Source organism: Streptomyces sp. CNH189, assembly GCF_000527195.1.
Genome location: NZ_AZUS01000026.1, coordinates 98,079 through 119,696 on the forward strand (window position 1 = coordinate 98,079; position 21,618 = coordinate 119,696).

The window sequence follows — 21,618 nt, forward strand, 5'->3', positions numbered from 1 at the left end:
AGATCATGGCCCCGAGCGCCATGAGCCGTTGGACGCAGTCCCTCTCCGAGGCCCGGCCGGTCTCCTACTGGCTGGACGACCCCGGCCGCCCCGGCCCCGAGCCGGCCCTGACCGGGCGGACCACCTGCGACCTGCTCGTCGTGGGCGGCGGCTACAGCGGACTGTGGACCGCGCTGATCGCCAAGGAGCGCGATCCCTCCCGGGACGTGGTGCTGCTGGAGGGCCGCGAGGTGGGCTGGGCCGCCTCCGGCCGCAACGGCGGGTTCTGCGCCGCCTCCCTCACCCACGGACTGTCCAACGGACTCACCCGCTGGCCGGACGAGATCCACACCCTGGAGCGGCTGGGCGCCCGCAACCTCGACGCCATCGAGGAGACGGTCGCCCGCCACTCCATCGACTGCGACTTCGAGCGCACCGGCGAGATCGACGTCGCCACCGAGCCGTACCAGGCGGAGGAACTGCGCGCCTGGCACGAGGAGATCGCCGGCCGGGGCCTCGCCGACGGCATCGAGTACCTGGACGCCGACGCGCTGCGCGAGCAGGTGGATTCGCCCACCTTCCTCGCCGGTCTGTACGACCGCCGGGGCGTGGCCATGCTGAACCCGGCCAGCCTCGCCTGGGGGCTGAAGCGGGCCTGCCTCGACCTCGGGGTGCGCGTGTACGAGCACACCCCCGCCCTCACCCTCCGGCAGTACGGCGCCGGCATGTCCGTCCGCACCCCGTACGGCGCGATCCGCGCCCGCCGGGTCGCGCTCGGCACGAACGTCTTCCCCAGCCTGGTCCGCCGGGTCCGCCCCTACACCGTCCCGGTCTACGACTACGCCCTGATGACCGAGCCGCTCACCGACGAGCAGCTCGACTCCATCGGCTGGAAGAACCGCCAGGGACTCGGCGACAGCGCGAACCAGTTCCACTACTTCCGGCTCTCCTCAGACAACCGCATCCTGTGGGGCGGTTACGACGCGGTCTACCCGTACGGCGGCCGGGTGCGCGCCGAGTACGACGACCGACCGGAGACGTACGCCAGGCTCGCGGGCCACTTCTTCACCTGCTTCCCGCAGCTGGAGGGGGTGCGCTTCACCCACGCCTGGGGCGGCGCGATCGACACCTGCTCCCGCTTCTCGGCCTTCTTCGGCACCGCCCACGCGGGCCGGGTCGCGTACGCGGCGGGTTACACCGGGCTCGGTGTAGGGGCCACACGGTTCGGCGCGGAGGTGATGCTGGACCTGCTGGCGGGGGAGCGGACCGAGCGCACCGAGCTGGAGATGGTGCGCAGCAAGCCGCTGCCGTTCCCGCCGGAGCCGTTCGCCTGGACCGGCGTCGCCCTCACCAAGTGGTCGCTGGCCAGGGCGGACGCCCACGAGGGCCGGCGCAACCTGTGGCTGCGGACGATGGACCGGCTGGGGCTGGGCTTCGACAGCTGAGCCTGCCGGGGGCCGGGTGGGGGCCTGCCGGGGGCCGGGCGGGGCCGGGCGGGGCGTGCGGGAAAGCCGCGCGGGGTCTTGACAACCGAATTGGTCTGGACCAAATTGAGCGCGCTCCACCCCTCCAACTCCCCCATGCCCGGAGGCCCCTGTGGACCGCGCCAGACCCCTTGCCCGCCGGCCCCTCGCCGCCCTGCTCACCGCCACGGCACTCGCCGCGGCCGGCGTCACCGCCCTGACGCCGGACGCCCGAGCGGCCGACGCCGACCTCGCCCGCAACGGCGGCTTCGAGGCCGGCCTCGACGGCTGGAGCTGTCCGGCAGGCACCGCCGTCACCTCGCCCGTCCGCACCGGCGCCTCCGCTCTGAAGGCCACCCCGGCCGGGTCGGACAACGCCCGCTGCGCGCAGACGGTCACCGTGAGGCCGGACTCCTCCTACACCCTCTCCGGCCACGTCCGCGGCGCCTACGTGTACCTCGGCGCGAGCGGCACCGGCACCACCGACGTCTCCGCCTGGACCCAGTCCGCCCCCGATTGGCAGCAGCTCACCACCACCTTCCGCACCGGCCCCTCCACCACCAGCGTCACGATCTACACCCACGGCTGGTACGGCACCGGCGCCTACCACGCCGACGACATCACCCTCGTAGGCCCCGGCGGCGAGACCGGACAGCCGCCCGCCCCGCCGACCGGTCTCACCGCGTCCGCGGCGACCTCCACCAGCGTCTCCCTGTCCTGGTCACCGGCCGCGGGCGCCACCTCGTACGCCGTCTACCGCGACGGCGCGCGGATCCGTACCGTCACCGGCACCTCGACCACCGTCACCGGCCTGACGCCGTCGACGGCGTACGCCTTCCAGGTCGCCGCCCTCAACGACGCCGGGGAGTCGGCCCGTTCGGCCACCGTCACCGCGACCACCAGCACGCCCGACTCCGGCGGCGGCGACTCCGGCCTCCCGGCCCACGCCCTGGTCGGCTACCTCCACGCGAGCTTCGCCAACGGCTCCGGCTACACCCGCCTCGCCGACGTCCCCGACAACTGGGACGTCATCGACCTGGCCTTCGGCGAGCCCACCTCCGTCACCTCCGGCGACATCCGCTTCGAGCGCTGCCCCGCCACGGAGTGCCCGGGCGTGGAGAGCGACGCCGAGTTCAAGGCGGCAATCAAGGCCAAGCAGGCGGCCGGGAAGAAGGTGCTGATCTCCATCGGCGGCCAGAACGGCCAGGTCCAGCTCACCACGACCGCCGCCCGCGACACCTTCGTCAGCTCCGTCTCGAGGATCATCGACGAGTACGGCCTGGACGGCCTGGACATCGACTTCGAGGGCCACTCCCTCTCCCTGGACACCGGCGACACCGACTTCAGGAACCCGAGGACCCCGGTGATCGTCAACCTGATCTCCGCCCTGAAGACGCTGAAGGCCCGCTACGGCGACGACTTCGTCCTGACCATGGCCCCGGAGACCTTCTTCGTCCAGCTCGGCCACCAGTTCTACGGCAGCGGACCCTGGGGCGGCCAGGACCCGCGCGCGGGCGCCTACCTCCCGGTCATCCACGCCCTGCGTGACGACCTCACCCTGCTGCACGTCCAGGACTACAACTCGGGCCCGATCATGGGCCTGGACGGCCAGTACCACTCCATGGGCGGCGCCGACTTCCACATCGCCATGACCGACATGCTGCTCACCGGCTTCCCGGTGGCCGGCGACGCGAACAACGTCTTCCCGCCCCTGCGCCCCGACCAGGTCGCCATCGGCATGCCCGCCACCGTCAACGCCGGCAACGGCCACGTGTCCCCGGCAGAGGTCACCAAGACCCTCAACTGCCTCACCAAGCGCACCGACTGCGGCTCGTACGCCACCCACGGCACCTGGCCGTCCCTGCGCGGCCTGATGACCTGGTCGATCAACTGGGACCGCTTCGGCGGCTGGGAGTTCCAGCGGACGTTCGACGGCTACTTCGGCTGACCGTCACCCGGCCACCGCACTCCACACCTTGCGCAGCAGCCCACGTCGCTCGGCGCCATCCCGGGTGCCGAGCAGCGTCGGGAGATGCAGCGCGACGGCACGGATCCGGGCCGACACCGCACCGTCGAACCGGCGGACGGCGACGCTCTGCCGTGCGGCCGAGGCGTCGCCGGGGTGAACCAGAACGCAGGTCGGTGGGACACCGGACGGCTGCCGGGCAAGGGCGTGGGCGTAGAGAGCGGCCTGGTAGATGTCCGACGGGGCGAGCTTCTTGCTGTCGTACAGCTTGTACTTGAGGTCCACCGGTAGCCGCTGCGGCACCCCGTCGACGTCTCCCGACAGCAGGAGGTCCGGGCGTACCTCTCCGTAGGAACGCCCGGTGCGCTCGTCGAGCAGGACTCCCCGGTGCCGTGACTGTTCGCGCACCGCCCATCCCGTGCCGTCGGCCGCCTCCCGCAGCAGCCGGGCACCAAATGCCTCGAACAGGGCGTTCATGTCGATGAGCAGGGCCCGCGAGGCGAGCGACCCGGTGGCGAAGAGGCCGTCGATGCCGCCTCCGCGAAGTAGCAAAGCCGCCCAGTGGTGGGCGCTGCGGTAGTGCGCGTTGTGACGGTGATGGTTAACGCTGTCCCATGCGGTGCGGAGATCACCGAGAGGTGTGGGGGCGATCTGCGCGAACCGGGCGGCGGCGCGGCGCGCCCGGGCGCGCGCCGGGGGTGAGCCGGCGGTGCGAGCGGCGAGGTCGAGCGCCGCGGCACACAGCCGGTTGTCCACGATGTCGCCGTCGTGCTCGTCGAACCGGCAGGCCAGCCGGTCCAGCCTGGCGTGGTGGCGCAGCACTTGCCGGTCGGCGAGGAGACGCCCCCTGACGGCCGGGAGGTCGTCCTCGACCGTGACGTAGTCCCGGCGTACCCCGTGGGCCAGGTGGACAGCGCGCTGTCCAAGGGCTGGGCGGGAGCGGTCTCGGCGGCATCCGGCACCGGGTCGTCCTCGAGGGCCGACGGCGCGGACTTGGCGCGCCGGATCCTGTTCCACAAGGACGCGGGCACGTCCTTGACGGTGACGGTCGCCCACGACCGCTCCGGTTCCTCCAGCCGGCCCGCGTGGCTCTCGTCCCACTCCACTTGAACGGTGTGACGGAACTCCGCCCGGTCCTCACGCCACACGTAGCCGTCCCCGGCGATCCGGCCCACGCCCAGGACCTCGCTGGTGCCCCTGTTGGCGACGACGAGGTCACCCGGCCGCAGGCTCAGCAGCTTCCACAACTCGTCGGCCTTGTTCGCGATCCTGGACCGGTTGCCGTGGTACTTCTCGGCGTACGCGGAGCTGAAGGCCGCCTGGAACTCGTCCTTGTCCGCGTACGAGCGCAGGTCCGCCACGTCGTCCCAGCCGACCGCGACATAGCCGCCCGCACGGCACTCGTCCCACACCGAGCCGTCCTCACCCGGCGCGATCTTCACGATCTGCTGCGTCCGGAACGGATCGGACCACCAGTACAGGAAGAGCACGACCAGGTCGTACGACCAGTCGCGGAAGCGTTCATCGGCATCGATGACCTCCCTGAGCCGCGCCAGCATGGCGAACCGTTCCAGTTTGGGCGCCGGTTCCCCTGTCAACTGCTGCAGGAAGTGGCGGACGACGTCGTTGCCGTACACCGGCAGTGAGACGTCCGGTGCGTAGACCCGCAGAGTCTTGGCGACCAGGGAGGGGCCCGAGCGGATGGCGTCGATGGCGTCGATGTCGGCGATCCGGCCCTCCCGTGCGGCGGTCACCGCGGCGATGATTCCAGCCCGCACCTCGCGCCATGCCTCCTGTTCGTCGGCGTAGCGCGAGTCGTGCCACCAGGAGCCGTCCCGGCTGCGCCGGTAGATGAGGTGCTTGGCCGAGGACCCGCCGGCGATGGTGCCCAGCGCCTTGGTGCCGAACTCCAGGAGGTAGCAGTAGGGGCGGGTGCGCGCGCTGTCGCCCTGGCCCAGGGCGTAGCGCTCCAGGGGCAGGGTGGGCCAGTCCTCCCAGGGGAACTCCTCGTTCACCTGCCGTGCCGCGGCCTTCATGGCGTCCAGTTCCCCGGCGCGGCCGTCTCGGTCGAAGGCCGCGACCGCCTCGTCCAAGGGCCAGGGGCGCATGGTGGCGGCCTGGCGCGGTGAGATGGGGCGCAGGACGCAACTGCAGACGCTGACGAGGGGCTGGCCGTTTCCGCCGAGCAGGCGGATGGACCGGGCGAAATCGGCGCGGCGGTCGAGGTCGTGGGACGGCGCGGAGTCGATCAGCCAGCGCCACAGCAGCCGGTCGGGGTCGGGGAAGCGGGGGAGCCGGTGGCCGTCGGTGAGGTGCCCGCACCCGGCATCGTGGTGGATCTTCCGGCCGTACTGAGGGAGGATCACTTCCCCGGGTGACCGGGTGAGGGCGTAGTCACGGTTCTCGAAGGTGACCGCCACCTGCTCCTGCTCGTCCGTCATGACGCCTCCCCACTGGCCCCGGTGGCCCCCGCGACCGGTCACTCCACGTGCTGTCGTGCTCCCTGACCGTATCGTGCGACGACCGCCGAGAAGGCCAGAAGAAGGATCATCGACAGGCACCAACTGGCCACCACGTCCAGCGGCCAGTGGTAGCCCCGGCGCACCAGGCCGTAGGAGGCGCCCAGGACCAACGCGGCGCACAGGGCGAGCAGTCCACGGCGCACGGCCGGCGACCGAAGCAGCGGAAGGAGCAGCAGGGTCGCCGCGCCGTACGCCACCACGGCGGTGGCGGTGTGGCCGGAAGGGTAGTAGCCGGACGCCGGCGGCACGGCGGGGGTGCCCGGGCGGTCGGTCCACGCCTTCAGCGGCGCGACCAGCACCGGCACCAGCACCATCGCCGCCGCCCCGGCCGCGGGCGGCAGCCACCAGCGGTCCACACCGGTGGCACGCAGCCGCCACGCCACCGTGGCCAGCACGACCACCAGGACCGGCACGGCCACGTCGACGTTGCCGAGGTCGGAGAGCACTTCGGAGGCCCGGTCGGGACGCACCAGGGCGTCACTCAGCCGCTCGTCGACGTCGAGCAGCGGCCCGTCGACGACGACCTGCCAGGTGATCAGGAGGAAGAGGACGAGCGGCACGGCCGAAAGCAGCATGCGGGACAGCTTCCCAGCCGGGACGGTCCGGGCACACCGGAGGGCCGGCACAAAGGGGGGTGTGTGCCGGCCCTCCGGTGGACGGCTTGCCGTGGCTGATGCCCGACGGCCGTCCGATCGGAACGTCGCGCGCCCCGGGGGGTATGGGGCGGGCGACCGTCCGATCGTGAGGAGACCCGGGGCCCTCGGGCCCCGGTTGTGTGCGCGAGGGCACGACCAGGTCGAAGCTGGGGAGGCCTCGGCCTGAGCCGCCCACAGTCCCCTGTGGGCGGGGTGTATCTCTCATCCGGGTAGAAACCTACGGCAGGGGGTGGCCCGGCGACAGGGCACACGGGCACCTGTCATCCACCCCGCACACGTTCTTCACACGCTCTGCCGCTGTCCGGAGCCGAACGGCCGGGAACAGGCGGTCCGAGCCGGTCCACCTGCCCCGATGGCGGTTCAGACGCGCGCGAAGGCCTGTTCGATGATGTCCAGACCCTCGGTGAGCAGGTCCTCGCCGATGACCAGCGGGGGCAGGAAGCGCAGCACGTTGCCGTAGGTGCCACAGGTCAGGACCAGCAGACCCTCCTGGTGGCAGGCCTTGGCCAGCGCGGCCGTCGCCTCCGGGTTCGGCTCCTTGGTGGCGCGGTCCTTGACCAGCTCGATGGCGATCATCGCGCCCCGGCCGCGGACGTCGCCGATGATGTCGAACTTCTCCGCCATGGCCGTCAGGCGCGCCTTCATGACGCCCTCGATGGCCTTGGCCTTGGCGTTGAGGTCCAGCTCCTTCATCGTCTCGATGGCGCCGAGCGCGCCCGCGCAGGCCACCGGGTTGCCGCCGTAGGTGCCGCCCAGGCCGCCGGAGTGCGCGGCGTCCATGATCTCCGCGCGGCCGGTGACCGCGGCCAGCGGCAGGCCGCCCGCGATCCCCTTCGCCGTGGTGATCAGGTCGGGGACGATGCCCTCGTCCTCGCACGCGAACCACTGGCCGGTGCGGCAAAAGCCCGACTGGATCTCGTCGGCGACGAAGACGATGCCGTTGTCCCGGGCGAACTCGCTGATCGCCGGCAGGAAGCCCTTGGCCGGCTCGATGAAGCCGCCCTCGCCGAGCACCGGCTCGATGATGATCGCGGCGATGTTCTCCGCGCCCACCTGCTTGGACATCTCGTCGATGGCCTGCGCGGCGGCCTCCGGACCCGCGTTCTCCGGGCCGGTCGGCCAGCGGTAGCCGTAGGCGACCGGGACGCGGTACACCTCGGGCGCGAACGGACCGAAGCCGTGCTTGTACGGCATGTTCTTCGCGGTCAGCGCCATGGTGAGGTTGGTCCGGCCGTGGTAGCCGTGGTCGAACACGACGACCGCCTGCCGCTTGGTGTACGCACGCGCGATCTTCACGGCGTTCTCGACGGCCTCGGCGCCGCTGTTGAACAGCGCGGACTTCTTCGCGTGGTCGCCCGGCGTCAGCTCGGCGAGCGCCTCGGCGACGGCCACGTAGCCCTCGTACGGCGTCACCATGAAACAGGTGTGCGTGAAGTCGGCGAGCTGGGCGGAGGCGCGGCGGACGACGGCCTTGGCGGAGGCGCCGACGGAGGTCACGGCGATGCCGGAACCGAAGTCGATCAGACGGTTGCCGTCGACGTCCTCGATGATCCCGCCGCCGGCGCGCGCGGTGAACACGGGCAGCACGGAGCCCACGCCCTGCGCGACCGCGGCGGTACGGCGGGCCTGAAGCTCCCGCGACTTCGGGCCGGGGATGGCGGTGACGACGCGGCGCTCCTGCGGAAGTGCGGTCATGCGGGGCTCCTGGGGGGTGAAACGGACGCTCTTTGCTTCTTTTCTCGCAGGCTAGGGCGGGGCGAGAAGGCTGGGCATGCTCCATGTGGGCGTTGTCCGAGGGTCCGGGTTGTCCGCGATGGACATACCCGCCGGCGACCGGCCGTGCCGACACGGTACGGCGACACGTTCCGGCCGGGCGCGGACCCCGGCCGGGCAATCGGTGGACTGCGCCTGTCGGGGCGTTAGATTGACGTGCTGATGGCGGATGCGGCGGCTGCTCAGGGGGCAGGGGCGATGGACAGCGAGGGTACCCAGGACACGCGGGGCACACAGGCCGGACCCGTGCCGCGCCCGGCGGGGCCACCTCAGGTACCGGCGGCGCCACCGCGCCCCACCCGCGCACCGGGCATGCCGCCGCCCCCCGACGGGTCCGCGTTCCTCTCCTGGCTGCGCACCGCCCGTCCCGAGGCGCTCCCCGGCATCTGGCGGTTCGGTCACCGGCCCCGGCCCGAGGAGGAGCCGGAGCGCGTCCCCGGACGTCAGCTGTTCAGCGGCGCGCTGATCGCGTTCCTCGTCGGCTGGCTGATCTGGTCCCTGCTGTGGAACGGCTATCTCGGCGGCTGGTGGCTGCTGCCGCTGTACGCGATGATCCCCGACTCCTGGGCCGAGCCGCACAGCTTCGGCGCCGTCGTGGTCGTCTACGCCTACTACGTGCTCATCGCCGGGATCATCATGGTCGGCGTGGGCCGGCTCGGCCGCTGGGGCGAGATCTGGCGCCGCTACGGCCCGCCCGCCTGGCGCCGCACCCCCCGCGACGAGCCCCCGCCCGCACCCGAGGAGGACCCGGCCGCCTGGCCCGCGCTGCGCGCCGCCGGCGCCGTCGACGCGGCCGAGCGGCTCGCCTCCGACGCCCGCGCCGGGATGATGCGGGACGTCGACCACGCCCGCATCTCCCGCGCCTGGCAGGGCGTGCGCAGCGGCCGGCACAGCCTCGCCACCTTCACCGGGGCCGTGCTCAAGGACGGCGCCGCCGCCTGCCCGCACCCCTCCGGAGCCCGCGACCTGCCCGCCCGGCAGGCCCGGCACGACCTGCTCACCGGACAGGTCCGGCTCGGCACCACCGCCGACGACCCCCGCAACCCCTACGTCTACCGCGCCACCGGCCTCGCCCTCGGCCCGGACCTGCTCGGCACCTCCCTGCTCGCGGTCGGGCCGGCCGGGTCGGGCAAGACCGGCGGGGTGGTCCTGCCGGTCGCCGAGTCGCTGTGTCTCCAGGCGCTCGCCGGGAAGACCGCCGTGGTGGTGGTCGGCGCGGCCGGCGCGGGCCTCGGCCCGGCCGACGCCTACGACGTCGTCGTCCGCATCGGCAGCCCCGACTCCGTCTACGACCTCGACCTGTACGGCGGCACCACCGACCCCGACGAGGCGGCCGCCGTGCTCGCCGAGGCACTGGTCGGCGACCTGGCGGACCCGCACCCGGGCAGCGACAGCCGCCGCTCCACCACCGTTCTCGCGCAGCTCCTCGGCCCGTTCCGCGCGGTGCACGGCCGTTTCCCGTCGGTGCCCGAGCTGCGGCAGCTCCTCGACGGCGCCCCCGGCCCGCTGGCCACCCTGCGCAAGGGGCTGCAGGACGCGGGCCAGGAGTCGCTGCTGCGTGAACTCGACGCCCGCGAACGCCAGCTGGCCCACCCCGGCGACGTGGGCGGGATCCTCGCCGACCGGGTGGCGCTGCTGGACCGGCCCGCCTTCGCCGGATTCTTCGACACCTCGGGACAGTCCCGGCCGTTCTCCCTCAACGCGCTCGACCACCCGGTGCGGGTCCGCGTCGACCTGCCCCGGCGGGGCCACGCCGACGCCTCGCGGATGCTGGCGCGCCTGGTGCTCGCGCAGTTCACCGCGAGCGTGACCGTACGCGAGGACCGTTCCCTGTTCGCCTGCCTGGTGCTGGACGACGCCACCGGCGTGATCACCCCCGAGGCCGTGCGCGGCATCCAGCGGCTGCGGTCGGCCAACGCCGGTGTGGTGCTCACCCTGCGCACCCTGGACGACGTGCCCCGGCCGCTGCGCGGGCCGCTGCTCGGCGCCACCGGCTGCCGCATGGCGCTGGCCGGCCTCACCCCCTGGGACGGCCAGGACTTCGCCGAGGTCTGGGGCAAGGAGTGGACCGAGGCGCGGGACGTCACCGACCGGCAGATCATCGCCGAGAGCCCGGCGGGCAAGGCGGTGCACGCGCTGCGCCGCGCGATCACCGGCAAGGCGCCGACCGCGCGGGCGGTCACCGTGCGCCAGGTCGAGCGGGAGCGGTGGTCGGCCTCCGAGCTGGCGCACGCGGTGCCCGCGGGACACGCGGTCCTGTCGCTGACCAACGTGAAGGGGGAGCACGCGCCTCCGTTGCTGGTGGACCTGCGGGAGTGACCGGACCCGGCCGACGGGGACCGTACGGTGAGGCAGAATCGACACAGGTCGTTCATACGAGACGGCCAAAAGATCACCGTTCTCGCACACCCGACGCCGACCCGAAGGCTCACCGCCCCGATGCCCCCGACGCTCGCCTCGCTCGTCCACCACTCCGCGCTCAAGCTGACCGTGCGCGCGGGGGAGGACCGCCTCGACGCGCCCGTCCGCTGGGCGCACGCCAGTGAGCTCGCCGACCCCGTGCCGTACATGGAGGGCGGCGAGCTGCTGCTGATCACCGCGCTGAAGCTCGACGCGGAGGACCGCGAGGCGATGCGCCGGTACGTGAAGCGGCTGGCCGGGGCGGGCGTGGTCGGACTCGGCTTCGCCGTCGGCGTCCACTACGACGACATCCCCGAGGCCCTGGTCGAGGCCGCCCGCGAGGAGGGGCTGCCGCTGCTGGAGGTGCCGCGCCGCACCCCGTTCCTCGCCATCAGCAAGGCGGTGTCCGCCGCGATCGCCGCCGACCAGTACCGCGCGGTCACCGCCGGTTTCGCCGCCCAGCGGGAACTGACGCGGCAGACCCTCACCGACGGCCCCGAAGGGCTGCTGGCCGCCCTCGCCGCCCAGGTCGACGGCTGGGCCGCGCTGTACGACGCCTCCGGTGCCGTCGTCGCCGCCGCCCCGGACTGGGCTGCCCGGCGGGCCGCACGGCTGACCGCGGAGGTCACCCGGCTGCGCGAACGGCCCGCGCCCGCCTCCTCGGTGGTGGCGGGCCCCGAGGACGAGGACCGGGTCGAGCTGCACTCCCTCGGCACCGGACGCCGCCCCCGCGCCGCGCTCGCCGTCGGCACCGCGGCCGCGCCGGGCACCGCCGAGCGCTACGCCGTCCACTCCGCCGTCGCGCTGCTCACCCTCACCACCGAACGCTCCCGCTCCCTGCACGCGGCGGAACAGCGCATCGGGGCGGCCGTACTGCGCATGCTGCTCGCCGGGGAGCCGGACCACGCCCGGACGGTCGCCGGTGACCTGTACGGCGGCCTGCTCGACGCGCCGTTCCGGATGATCGTCGCCCAGGGCGAGGCGAACGGCGACGCCCTCGGAGCCCTCGCCGAGTCCGCCGAGTCCGCCGCCGCCCGGTCCGGCGAAGCGGTCCTCGTGGTGCCGGAAGGGGAGCGGCTGGTCGTGCTGGCCGCCGACGGCGGCACCGTCGTCGGGGCCTGCTGCGACCACGCCGCCGCGCGGGAGGCCGCCCGCAGGACGGACGACGACGAACTGGTCGTCGGCCTGTCCGCGCCGGCCGGGCCGATCGCCGCGTCCGCCGCCTACAAGCAGGCCGAACAGGCGCTGTCCGTGGCCCGGCGGCGGGGCAGGGTGCTGGTGGAGCACGAGCAGATGGCCGCCGGTTCCGTACTGCCGCTGCTCGCCGACGACGCGGTCAAGGCGTTCGCGGACGGTCTGCTGCGGGCGCTGCGCGACCACGACGCGACCGGCCGCGGCGACCTCGTCGCCTCCCTGCGGGCGTGGCTCTCGCGCCACGGGCAGTGGGACGCGGCGGCGGCCGACCTCGGCGTCCACCGCCACACCCTGCGCTACCGGATGCGCCGCGTCGAGGAGATCCTCGGCCGCTCCCTGGACGACCCGGACGTCCGCATGGAGCTGTGGCTGGCGCTGAAGGCGACGTCGGCGGACACGGCCTGAGGGCGAGGCTGTCCGGTGGCGCCCCGCCTGTGGGGACGCGGCGCCTGCGGAGACGCGGCGCCTCGGACGCCCTTCCCCCGGCGGTGCCACCGGAGGCCGGGCTCGACGTCGGCGAGCGGCACCGTCAGCTCCGGTGCGGGCCTGCGGCGCGCGGGCGGGTGCGGGGCCGTGGGGGCTGAGCGCGCAGTTCCCGCGGCCCCTGGGGGGCGGCACTCGCCGGGGTGGTGCCGTGCACGGGCGTCTCTGCCCGCCCGGTGTCGGGCCGCGACCTGAGCCGCCACGGTGATGCCGCGGGTCGAGCGCATCGCACCCCGCTCACCCGCGCCGCGAGCGCGGCGATCCTGTCGCCAAAGTGGCACGGAATCGCCGGGCACTGCTCCGCCCCGGACAAACGCCGCACCGGTGTCGCGGACCTACCGTGGTGGCCAGCAACCCCACGTACACCTCCAACGCGGAAGGGCCGGGACTCACATGACTTCCACCCACGCCTTCTGGCTCGCCGGCCGCCAAGTCACCGGCGAGACCGCCTTCGACGTCACCTCCCCGTGGGACGGCCGGGTCGTCGGCTCCGTGAGCGTGCCGACCGACGCCCAGGTCGAGGAGGCCCTGGCCGCCGCGTACGCCGTGCGGGACGAGTTCGCCGCCACCCCCGCCCATGTCCGCGCCGCCGCCCTGGACCACGTCAGCCGCCGGCTGGCCGAGCGCACGGAAGAGATCGCCCAGCTGATCTCCGCCGAGAACGGCAAGCCGATGAAGTGGGCGCGCGGCGAGGTCGGCCGCGCCGTCTCCGTGTTCCGCTTCGCCTCCGAGGAGGCCCGCCGCTTCAACGGCGGCGAGGCGCAGCGCCTCGACACCGACGCGGGCGGCCAGGGCCGGCTCGCCTTCACGCGCCGCTTCCCCAAGGGTGTCGTCCTCGGCATCGCTCCGTTCAACTTCCCGCTGAACCTGTGTGCCCACAAGGTGGCCCCCGCGATCGCCGCCGGCGCTCCCATCGTCCTGAAGCCGGCGCCGGCCACCCCGCTGTCCGCGCTGATCCTCGGCGAGCTGCTGGCCGAGACCGAGCTGCCCGCCGGTTCCTGGAGCATCCTCCCGGTCCCCAACGACCGCATGCCCGCCCTGGTCCAGGACGAGCGGCTGCCGGTGATCTCCTTCACCGGGTCCGAGAAGGTCGGCTACGCGATCATGGACTCGGTGCCGCGCAAGCACTGCACCCTGGAGCTCGGCGGCAACGGCGCGGCCGTCGTCCTCGCCGACTTCGCGAGCGACGAGGACCTCGACCGGGCCGCCACCCGCATCGCCACCTTCTCCAACTACCAGGGCGGCCAGTCCTGCATCTCCGTGCAGCGCGTGATCGCCGACGCCTCGGTCTACGACCGGCTGCTGCCCCGCATCGTCGCGGCCGTGGAGGCGCAGGTCACCGGTGATCCGTCCGACGACGCGACGGACGTCGGCCCGCTGGTCAGCGAGGACGCCGCCCGGCGCGTGGAGGCGTGGGTGCAGGAGGCCGTCGAGGCCGGCGCCACCCTGGTCACCGGTGGCAAGCGCGACGGCGCCTCGTACGCGCCGACCGTGCTGACCGACGTGCCGGCCGACGTGACGATCTCCTGCGAGGAGGTCTTCGGGCCGGTGCTGACGGTGCGGAAGGTGGACGGCGAGGAGGAGGCGTTCGCCGCCGTCAACGACTCCAAGTACGGCCTCCAGGCAGGCGTGTTCACCCACGACCTGCAGACCGCCTTCCGTGCCCACCGCGCCCTGGAGGTCGGCGGCGTGGTCGTCGGCGACGTGCCGTCCTACCGCGCCGACCAGATGCCGTACGGCGGCGCCAAGCAGTCCGGTGTGGGCCGCGAGGGCGTGCGGTTCGCGATGGAGGACTACACCTACGAGCGGGTCATGGTCCTCACGGGTCTCGCGCTCTGACGACCGGAACCCGTCCGTGAGAGGGCCCGGCACCGACAGCGGTCGGCGCCGGGCCCTTCCCGTGCCGGGCCCTTCCCGTGCCGGGCCCTTCCCGTGCCGGGCCCTTCCCGTGCCGGGCCCTTCCCGTGCCGGGCCCTTCCCGNGCCGGGCCCTTCCCGTGCCGGGCCCTTCCCGTGCCGGGCCCTTCCCGTGCCGGGCCCTTCCCGTGCCGGGCCCTTCCCGTGCCGGGCCCTTCCCGTGCCGGGACTCAGCCCGTGAAGCCGACCCGCCCCCGCACGCTCCGGCGGCGGGCGCGGACAGCGTGACGCGCCGTACGGACCAGCCGTGGGCGTCCTGGCGGGCAGCGAGGCCGCCACCGCTCCGTAGAGGACCACCTCGACCGTGCCGGTGCCGGACACCTCCGGCGACGCACATACCCGTGCCGGCCGCACGGACGGCACGGGGCTGGTCACCGCACCGGTGCCGGCCCCGAGCTCGCGCGTACCGTCAGCTCGGGCGGGAGCAGCACGACCTCGTCGCCGCCCCGCCCGTCGAGCTTGGCGACCAGCTGCTCCACCGCCTGCCGGCCCATCTCCTGCGCGGGAACGGCCACCGACGTCAGCCGGACCGACGCCTGCACGGCGACCTGCTCCGGGCAGACCGCGACCACCGAGACGTCCTCGGGCACGGCCCGGCCCTGCTGCCGCAGCAGCGCGAGGAGCGGCTCGACCGCGGCCTCGTTCTGCACCACGAAGCCCGTGGTGTCCGGACGTTCGTCGAGGATCCGGGCGACCGTCACGGCGGTCGCGTCGTACCCGCCCTCGCAGGGGCGGTGCAGCAGCCGCAGCCCGGTCTCCCGCGCGCGGGTGCGCAGCCCGTCGAGGGTGCGCTCGGCGAAGCCGGTGTGCCGCTCGTAGACCGCCGGGGCCTCGCCGATGACGGCGACGTCCCGGTGCCCCCGCTCGGCGAGGTGCTCCACGCACAGCGCGCCGGTCGCCCTGAAGTCGAGGTCCACGCAGGCCAGCCCGGTGGTGTCGGCGGGCAGTCCGATCAGCACGGCCGGCTGGGCGGACGCGCGCAGCACGGGCAGCCGCTCGTCGTCGAGCTCGACGTCCATGAGGATCATGCCGTCGGCGAGGCCGCTGCCCGCGACCCGGCGCACCGCGTCGGGGCCCTCCTCGCCGGTGAGCAGCAGTACGTCGTACCCGTGGGTGCGGGCCGTGGTGGCCACCGCCATGGCGATCTCCATCATCACCGGCACGTACATGTCGGTCCGCAGCGGGATCATCAGGGCGATGACGTTGGACCTGCTGCTGGCCAGGGCGCGGGCGCCGGCGTTGGGGTGGTAGCCGAGCTCGCGGATGCTCCGCTCGACCCGCTGCCGGGTGGTCGCGGAGATGGACCGCTTGCCGCTGAGGACGTAGCTCACCGTGCTCGCCGAGACTCCGGCGTGCTGGGCGACCTCGGCGAGGGTGACCATCCGGCTCTCCCAGGGATGTGAAGCGCTTCGACAGTGCGCGAGATCGGTAAAAGTGCCTGTGAAGGCCACATTGACCCTAACGGCAGCAAGCTCTTGCTGTCCAGGGAGCCCAGGGAGTCGAAGCGCTTCAACGCGAGAGTTCCCCGTCGTCTCCGCCGGGCGCGGATCGGCCGGACGGCGGCACGAAGGGTGGTGGGGTCGCTACGAATCGGGTACATACGATCGAGTAGCACCGGTCCGTACCGCAATGACTCCATCCTATTCGCGGCGAGGTGAGCCTCATGTCCGCAGTACCCGAGACCCCAGCGGCACCGTCCCGGCCGACCGTCACCGAGCGTGAGGCCCGGGAGGTCGCCGAGGCCGCACGGGAGCAGGACTGGCGCAAGCCCAGCTTCGCCAAGGAACTGTTCCTCGGCCGCTTCCGGCCGGACCTCATCCACCCCCACCCGCTCCCCGCCGACCAGGACGTCCAGCGCGGCGAGGAGTTCCTCGCCAAGCTCCGCGACTTCTGCGAGACGACGATCGACGGCGCCGCGATCGAGCGCGAGGCGGTCATCCCCGACGAGGTGATCACCGGGCTCAAGGAGCTCGGCGCCCTCGGCATGAAGATCGACACCAAGTACGGCGGCCTCGGCCTCACCCAGGTGTACTACAACAAGGCCCTGGCCCTGGTCGGCTCCGCCAGCCCCGCGATCGGCGCGCTGCTCTCCGCCCACCAGTCCATCGGCGTCCCGCAGCCACTGAAGATCTTCGGCACGCGGGAGCAGAAGGAGACGTTCCTGCCGCGCTGCGCGCGCACCGACATCTCCGCCTTCCTCCTCACCGAGCCCGACGTCGGCTCCGACCCGGCCCGGCTCGCCACGACAGCCGTGCCCGACGGTGACCACTACGTGCTGGACGGCGTGAAGCTGTGGACCACCAACGGTGTGGTCGCCGACCTGCTGGTCGTCATGGCCCGCGTCCCGAAGTCGGAGGGCCACCGGGGCGGCATCACCGCCTTCGTCGTGGAGGCGTCCTCCGAGGGTGTCACCGTGGAGAACCGCAACGCCTTCATGGGCCTGCGCGGCCTGGAGAACGGCGTCACCCGCTTCCACCGGGTGCGCGTCCCCGCTTCCCACCGCATCGGCGAGGAGGGGCAGGGCCTGAAGATCGCCCTGACCACCCTCAACACGGGGCGGCTGTCCCTGCCCGCGATGTGCGTCGGCGCCGGCAAGTGGTGCCTGAAGATCGCCCGCGAGTGGTCCGCCGTCCGCGAGCAGTGGGGCAAGCCGGTCGCGCTGCACGAGGCCGTCGGCTCCAAGATCGCGTTCATCGCGGCGACCACCTTCGCGCTGGAGGCCGTGGTCGACCTGTCCTCGCAGATGGCCGACGAGGACCGCAACGACATCCGCATCGAGGCCGCCCTCGCCAAGCTGTACGGCTCGGAGATGGCCTGGCTGATGGCCGACGAACTGGTCCAGATCCGCGGCGGACGCGGCTTCGAGACCGCCGACTCGCTGCGGGCCCGCGGAGAGCGGGCGGTCCCGGCCGAGCAGATGCTGCGCGACCTGCGCATCAACCGCATCTTCGAGGGCTCGACCGAGATCATGCACCTGCTGATCGCGCGCGAGGCCGTCGACGCCCACCTGTCGGTCGCCGGGGACCTCATCGACCCGGACAAGAGCCTCGGCGACAAGGCGAGGGCGGGCGCGAACGCGGGCGTCTTCTACGCCAAGTGGCTGCCGAAACTGGTCGCCGGACCCGGACAGCTCCCGGGCGCGTACGGCGACTTCAAGCACGGCATCGACCTCTCCCCGCACCTGCGTTACGTCGAGCGCACCTCCCGCAAGCTGGCCCGCTCCACCTTCTACGCCATGTCCCGCTGGCAGGGCCGGATGGAGACCAAGCAGGGCTTCCTCGGCCGGATCGTCGACATCGGCGCCGAACTGTTCGCGATGAGCGCCGCGTGCGTCCGCGCGGAGCTGCTGCGCAGCCGGGGCGACCACGGCCGCGAGGCCTACCAGCTCGCCGACGCCTTCTGCCGCCAGGCACGTCTGCGCGTCGAGGAACTGTTCGGCCGGCTCTGGAGCAACACCGACGACCTCGACCGCAAGGTCGTCAAGAACGTCCTCGCGGGCACCTACGAGTGGCTGGAGGACGGCGTCGTCGACCCCTCCGGCGACGGACCGTGGATCGCGGACGCCGCCCCCGGCCCGCCCACCCGGGAGAACGTGCGCCGGCCGATCCGCTGAGCCGGCGCGGGGCGGGGGCCGCCGGAGGGCGCGGCCCCCGCCCCGCGCGCCGCGCACGAGAGGACACGCCCCCGGGGTACCGGGGCGGCGCCCCGGCGGCCGCCGGGACCGGACACAATGGGGGCCATGACCGACGCTCCAGCCCCCCTCGCCGACCCGCACCTGGTGTACGACCCCGTCGCGGGAGACGGCCCGAAGGACGTGGTGATCCTCGGCTCCACCGGGTCGATCGGCACCCAGGCCATCGACCTCGTGCGGCGCAACCCCGACCGCTTCCGGGTCACCGCCCTGTCCGCGAACGGCGGCCGGGTCGCCCTCCTCGCCGAGCAGGCGCACCGCCTGCGGGTGCGCACGGTCGCCGTCGCCCGCGAGGACGTCGTACCGGAGCTGCGCGAGGCGCTGGCGGCGCGGTACGGAGCGGGGGAGCCGCTGCCCGAGATCCTCGCAGGTCCCGACGCGGCCACCGAGGTCGCCGCCTCCGACTGCCACACCGTCCTGAACGGCATCACCGGCTCCATCGGGCTCGCCCCGACCCTCGCCGCGCTGGAGGCGGGCCGCACCCTCGCGCTCGCCAACAAGGAGTCGCTGATCGTCGGCGGCCCGCTGGTGAAGGCGCTGGCCAAGCCCGGTCAGATCATCCCGGTGGACTCCGAGCACGCCGCGCTGTTCCAGGCGCTGGCCGCCGGCACCCGCGCCGACGTCCGCAAGCTCGTCGTCACCGCCTCCGGCGGCCCGTTCCGCGGCCGCACCCGGCAGGAGCTGGCCGCGGTCACCGTCGAGGACGCCCTCGCCCACCCCACCTGGGCCATGGGCCCGGTCATCACGATCAACTCCGCGACCCTCGTCAACAAGGGCCTGGAGGTCATCGAGGCGCACCTGCTCTACGACATTCCCTTCGACCGCATTGAGGTCGTCGTGCATCCCCAGTCGTATGTCCACTCGATGGTTGAGTTCACGGACGGATCGACACTGGCCCAGGCGACGCCCCCGGACATGCGGGGCCCCATCGCCATCGGCCTCGGCTGGCCCGAACGGGTCCCCGACGCCGCCCCCGCCTTCGACTGGAGCAAGGCGTCCACCTGGGAGTTCTTCCCCCTCGACAACGAGGCGTTCCCCTCGGTGGACCTCGCCCGGCACGTCGGCGAACTCGCGGGAACCGCCCCGGCGGTGTTCAATGCCGCGAACGAGGAGTGCGTCGAGGCCTTCCGCACCGGTGCGCTGCCGTTCCTCGGCATCATCGACACGGTCACCCGGGTGGTCGAGGAACACGGAACGCCGGCGGCGGGAACCTCCCTGACCGTGCCGGACGTCCTCGAAGCGGAGACCTGGGCCCGTGCGCGGGCCCGCGAACTGACCGACCGGACGGCGAGCGCGGAGGCGCGTGCATGACGACCCTGATGTTCATCCTCGGCATAGTCGTCTTCGCGGCCGGCCTGCTGTTCTCCATCGCCTGGCACGAAGCGGGCCACCTGTCCACGGCCAAGATGTTCGGCATCCGGGTGCCGCAGTACATGGTCGGCTTCGGCCCGACGATCTGGTCGCGGCACAAGGGCGAGACCGAGTACGGCGTCAAGGCGATCCCCTTCGGCGGCTACATCCGGATGATCGGCATGTTCCCGCCCGGCCCCGACGGCCGGCTGGAGGCCCGCTCCACGTCCCCGTGGCGCGGGATGATCGAGGACGCCCGCTCCGCGGCCTTCGAGGAACTGCGGCCCGGCGACGACAAGCGCCTGTTCTACACACGCAAGCCGTGGAAACGGGTCGTCGTGATGTTCGCCGGCCCGTTCATGAACCTGATCCTCGCGGTCGTGCTGTTCCTCATCGTGCTGATGGGCTTCGGCATCCAGCAGCAGACCACCACCGTCAGCTCGGTCTCCCAGTGCGTGATCTCGCAGAGTGAGAACCGCGACAACTGCAAGACGTCCGACCCCCGGTCCCCGGCCGCCGCGGCCGGCATGCGGGCCGAGGACAGGATCGTCGCCTTCGACGGGGTCAGGACCGACGACTGGGGCACCCTGTCCGACCTGATCCGCGACAGCGCCGGCAAGGACGTGCCGATCGTCGTCGACCGCGGCGGCCAAGAGGTGACGCTGCACGCCACCATCGCCACCAACATGGTCGCCAAGAAGGACGGCAACGGCACCTACGTCGAGGGCGAGTACGTCAAGGCCGGCTTCCTCGGCTTCAGCGCCGCCACCGGAGTCGTCAAACAGGACCTCGGCGACTCCGTGACCTGGATGACCGACCGGGTCGGCGACGCGATCGACTCCCTCGCCGCCCTGCCGTCCAAGATCCCCGCCCTGTGGGACGCCGCCTTCGGTGACGGCCCCCGCGAACCGGACTCGCCGATGGGTGTCGTCGGCGCCGCCCGCGTCGGCGGGGAGATCGCCACCCTGGACATCCCGGCCTCGCAGCAACTCGCGATGTTCGTGATGCTCCTCGCGGGCTTCAACCTCTCCCTGTTCCTGTTCAACATGCTGCCGCTGCTGCCGCTCGACGGCGGACACATCGCGGGCGCGCTGTGGGAGTCGCTGCGCCGCAACCTCGCCCGCGTGCTGCGCCGCCCCGACCCGGGCCCCTTCGACGTGGCGAAGCTGATGCCCGTCGCCTACGTGGTGGCCGGAATCTTCGTCTGCTTCACGATCCTCGTCCTGATCGCGGACGTGGTGAACCCGGTACGCATCTCCTGACCGGCCCGCCCCACGCCACCCGTTGTTCACGACGGCCCGGAACCATGAGGTTCCGGGCCGTCGCCCTTTGGGTGGGTTTACGGGCGCGATGTGCTCGAGCATTGGCCATTGCCGTAATCTCGGAGCCCGGAGCCCGCTGCTCACGGGGAGCCGGACCTTGATCCACGACTTGGGGTTGCACAGCAGATGACTGCGATTTCTCTCGGCATGCCGTCCGTCCCGACCACGCTCGCCGTGCGCCGGAAGAGCCGGCAGATCCAGGTCGGATCCGTGGCGGTGGGCGGGGACGCCCCGGTGTCGGTGCAGTCGATGACGACGACGCGGACGTCGGACATCGGTGCGACGTTGCAGCAGATCGCGGAGCTGACGGCGTCGGGCTGCCAGATCGTGCGGGTGGCGTGTCCGACGCAGGACGACGCGGACGCGCTGGCGGTGATCGCGAAGAAGTCGCAGATCCCGGTGATCGCGGACATCCACTTCCAGCCCAAGTACGTGTTCGCCGCGATCGAGGCGGGCTGTGCGGCGGTGCGGGTGAACCCGGGCAACATCAAGAAGTTCGACGACCAGGTCAAGGAGATCGCGAAGGCGGCGAAGGACCACGGCACCCCGATCCGTATCGGGGTGAACGCGGGCTCGCTGGACCGGCGGCTGCTGCAGAAGTACGGCAAGGCCACCCCGGAGGCGCTGGCGGAGTCGGCGCTGTGGGAGGCGTCGCTGTTCGAGGAGCACGACTTCCGCGACATCAAGATCTCGGTCAAGCACAACGACCCGGTCGTNATGGTCGAGGCGTACCGGCAGCTCGCCGCGCAGTGCGACTACCCGCTCCACCTGGGTGTCACCGAGGCCGGCCCCGCCTTCCAGGGCACGATCAAGTCGGCCGTCGCGTTCGGTGCGCTGCTGTCGCAGGGCATCGGCGACACCATCCGCGTCTCCCTCTCCGCCCCGCCGGTGGAGGAGATCAAG

General features: G+C 72.8%; 13 protein-coding genes. 9 read left to right on the forward strand and 4 right to left on the reverse strand.

Going from position 1 to position 21,618, the window contains the following annotated elements:
* Window positions 1–5 precede the first annotated feature (5 nt).
* Together B100_RS0129585 and B100_RS0129590 are read left to right on the forward strand one after the other, a co-directional pair.
* The gene (locus B100_RS0129585) at window positions 6–1,424 is read left to right on the forward strand and encodes an FAD-dependent oxidoreductase (RefSeq protein ID WP_024887998.1); all 1,419 of its coding nucleotides are present in this window, start codon (window positions 6–8) and stop codon (window positions 1,422–1,424) included.
* A 151-nt stretch (window positions 1,425–1,575) separates the two neighbouring features.
* The gene (locus tag B100_RS0129590; protein WP_024887999.1) at window positions 1,576–3,390 is read left to right on the forward strand and encodes a carbohydrate binding domain-containing protein; all 1,815 of its coding nucleotides are present in this window, start codon (window positions 1,576–1,578) and stop codon (window positions 3,388–3,390) included.
* A gap of 3 nt (window positions 3,391–3,393) precedes the next feature.
* Here the strand turns inward: B100_RS0129590 and B100_RS34430 are convergent, their stop codons facing one another.
* From B100_RS34430 to gabT, 3 genes are all read right to left on the reverse strand, one after another.
* Window positions 3,394–4,509, reverse strand: coding sequence for a 5-methylcytosine restriction system specificity protein McrC (locus B100_RS34430; protein WP_486585730.1), 1,116 nt, complete (start codon window positions 4,507–4,509; stop codon window positions 3,394–3,396).
* A gap of 1,378 nt (window positions 4,510–5,887) precedes the next feature.
* Window positions 5,888–6,505: a phosphatase PAP2 family protein gene (locus B100_RS0129605; protein WP_024888001.1), complete on the reverse strand. Its 618-nt coding sequence runs from the start codon at window positions 6,503–6,505 to the stop codon at window positions 5,888–5,890.
* A 441-nt stretch (window positions 6,506–6,946) separates the two neighbouring features.
* Window positions 6,947–8,281 (reverse strand): 4-aminobutyrate--2-oxoglutarate transaminase, encoded by a 1,335-nt coding sequence (gene gabT / locus B100_RS0129610; protein WP_024888002.1) that lies wholly within the window; start codon window positions 8,279–8,281, stop codon window positions 6,947–6,949.
* Window positions 8,282–8,557: 276 nt separating this feature from the next.
* Between gabT and B100_RS0129615 the strand changes: the two genes are divergently transcribed.
* From B100_RS0129615 to B100_RS0129625, 3 genes are all read left to right on the forward strand, one after another.
* Complete coding sequence (locus B100_RS0129615; RefSeq protein WP_024888003.1) at window positions 8,558–10,678, forward strand: hypothetical protein; 2,121 nt, start codon at window positions 8,558–8,560, stop codon at window positions 10,676–10,678.
* Between the two features lie 120 nt (window positions 10,679–10,798).
* The gene (locus tag B100_RS0129620; protein WP_024888004.1) at window positions 10,799–12,358 is read left to right on the forward strand and encodes a PucR family transcriptional regulator; all 1,560 of its coding nucleotides are present in this window, start codon (window positions 10,799–10,801) and stop codon (window positions 12,356–12,358) included.
* Window positions 12,359–12,829: 471 nt separating this feature from the next.
* On the forward strand, window positions 12,830–14,275 hold the full coding sequence (locus B100_RS0129625; RefSeq protein ID WP_024888005.1) for an aldehyde dehydrogenase family protein: 1,446 nt from the start codon (window positions 12,830–12,832) through the stop codon (window positions 14,273–14,275).
* Between the two features lie 448 nt (window positions 14,276–14,723).
* On the opposite strand, the gene B100_RS0129630 is transcribed toward B100_RS0129625, so the two are convergent.
* The gene (locus tag B100_RS0129630; RefSeq protein WP_024888006.1) at window positions 14,724–15,734 is read right to left on the reverse strand and encodes a LacI family DNA-binding transcriptional regulator; all 1,011 of its coding nucleotides are present in this window, start codon (window positions 15,732–15,734) and stop codon (window positions 14,724–14,726) included.
* Between the two features lie 281 nt (window positions 15,735–16,015).
* Here B100_RS0129630 and B100_RS0129635 point away from each other — a divergent pair, with 281 nt between their 5' ends.
* The 4 genes from B100_RS0129635 to ispG form a co-directional block, all read left to right on the forward strand.
* Entirely contained in the window at window positions 16,016–17,965 is a 1,950-nt protein-coding gene (locus B100_RS0129635; RefSeq protein WP_024888007.1) for an acyl-CoA dehydrogenase family protein, read from the forward strand.
* A 126-nt stretch (window positions 17,966–18,091) separates the two neighbouring features.
* Entirely contained in the window at window positions 18,092–19,354 is a 1,263-nt protein-coding gene (gene dxr, locus B100_RS0129640) for a 1-deoxy-D-xylulose-5-phosphate reductoisomerase (RefSeq protein WP_024888008.1), read from the forward strand.
* An 8-nt stretch (window positions 19,355–19,362) separates the two neighbouring features.
* Complete coding sequence (locus B100_RS0129645) at window positions 19,363–20,655, forward strand: site-2 protease family protein (RefSeq protein ID WP_106967123.1); 1,293 nt, start codon at window positions 19,363–19,365, stop codon at window positions 20,653–20,655.
* Between the two features lie 186 nt (window positions 20,656–20,841).
* Window positions 20,842–21,618 (forward strand): flavodoxin-dependent (E)-4-hydroxy-3-methylbut-2-enyl-diphosphate synthase (ispG, locus tag B100_RS0129650; protein ID WP_024888010.1); only part of this gene is annotated, 777 nt, incomplete at its 3' end.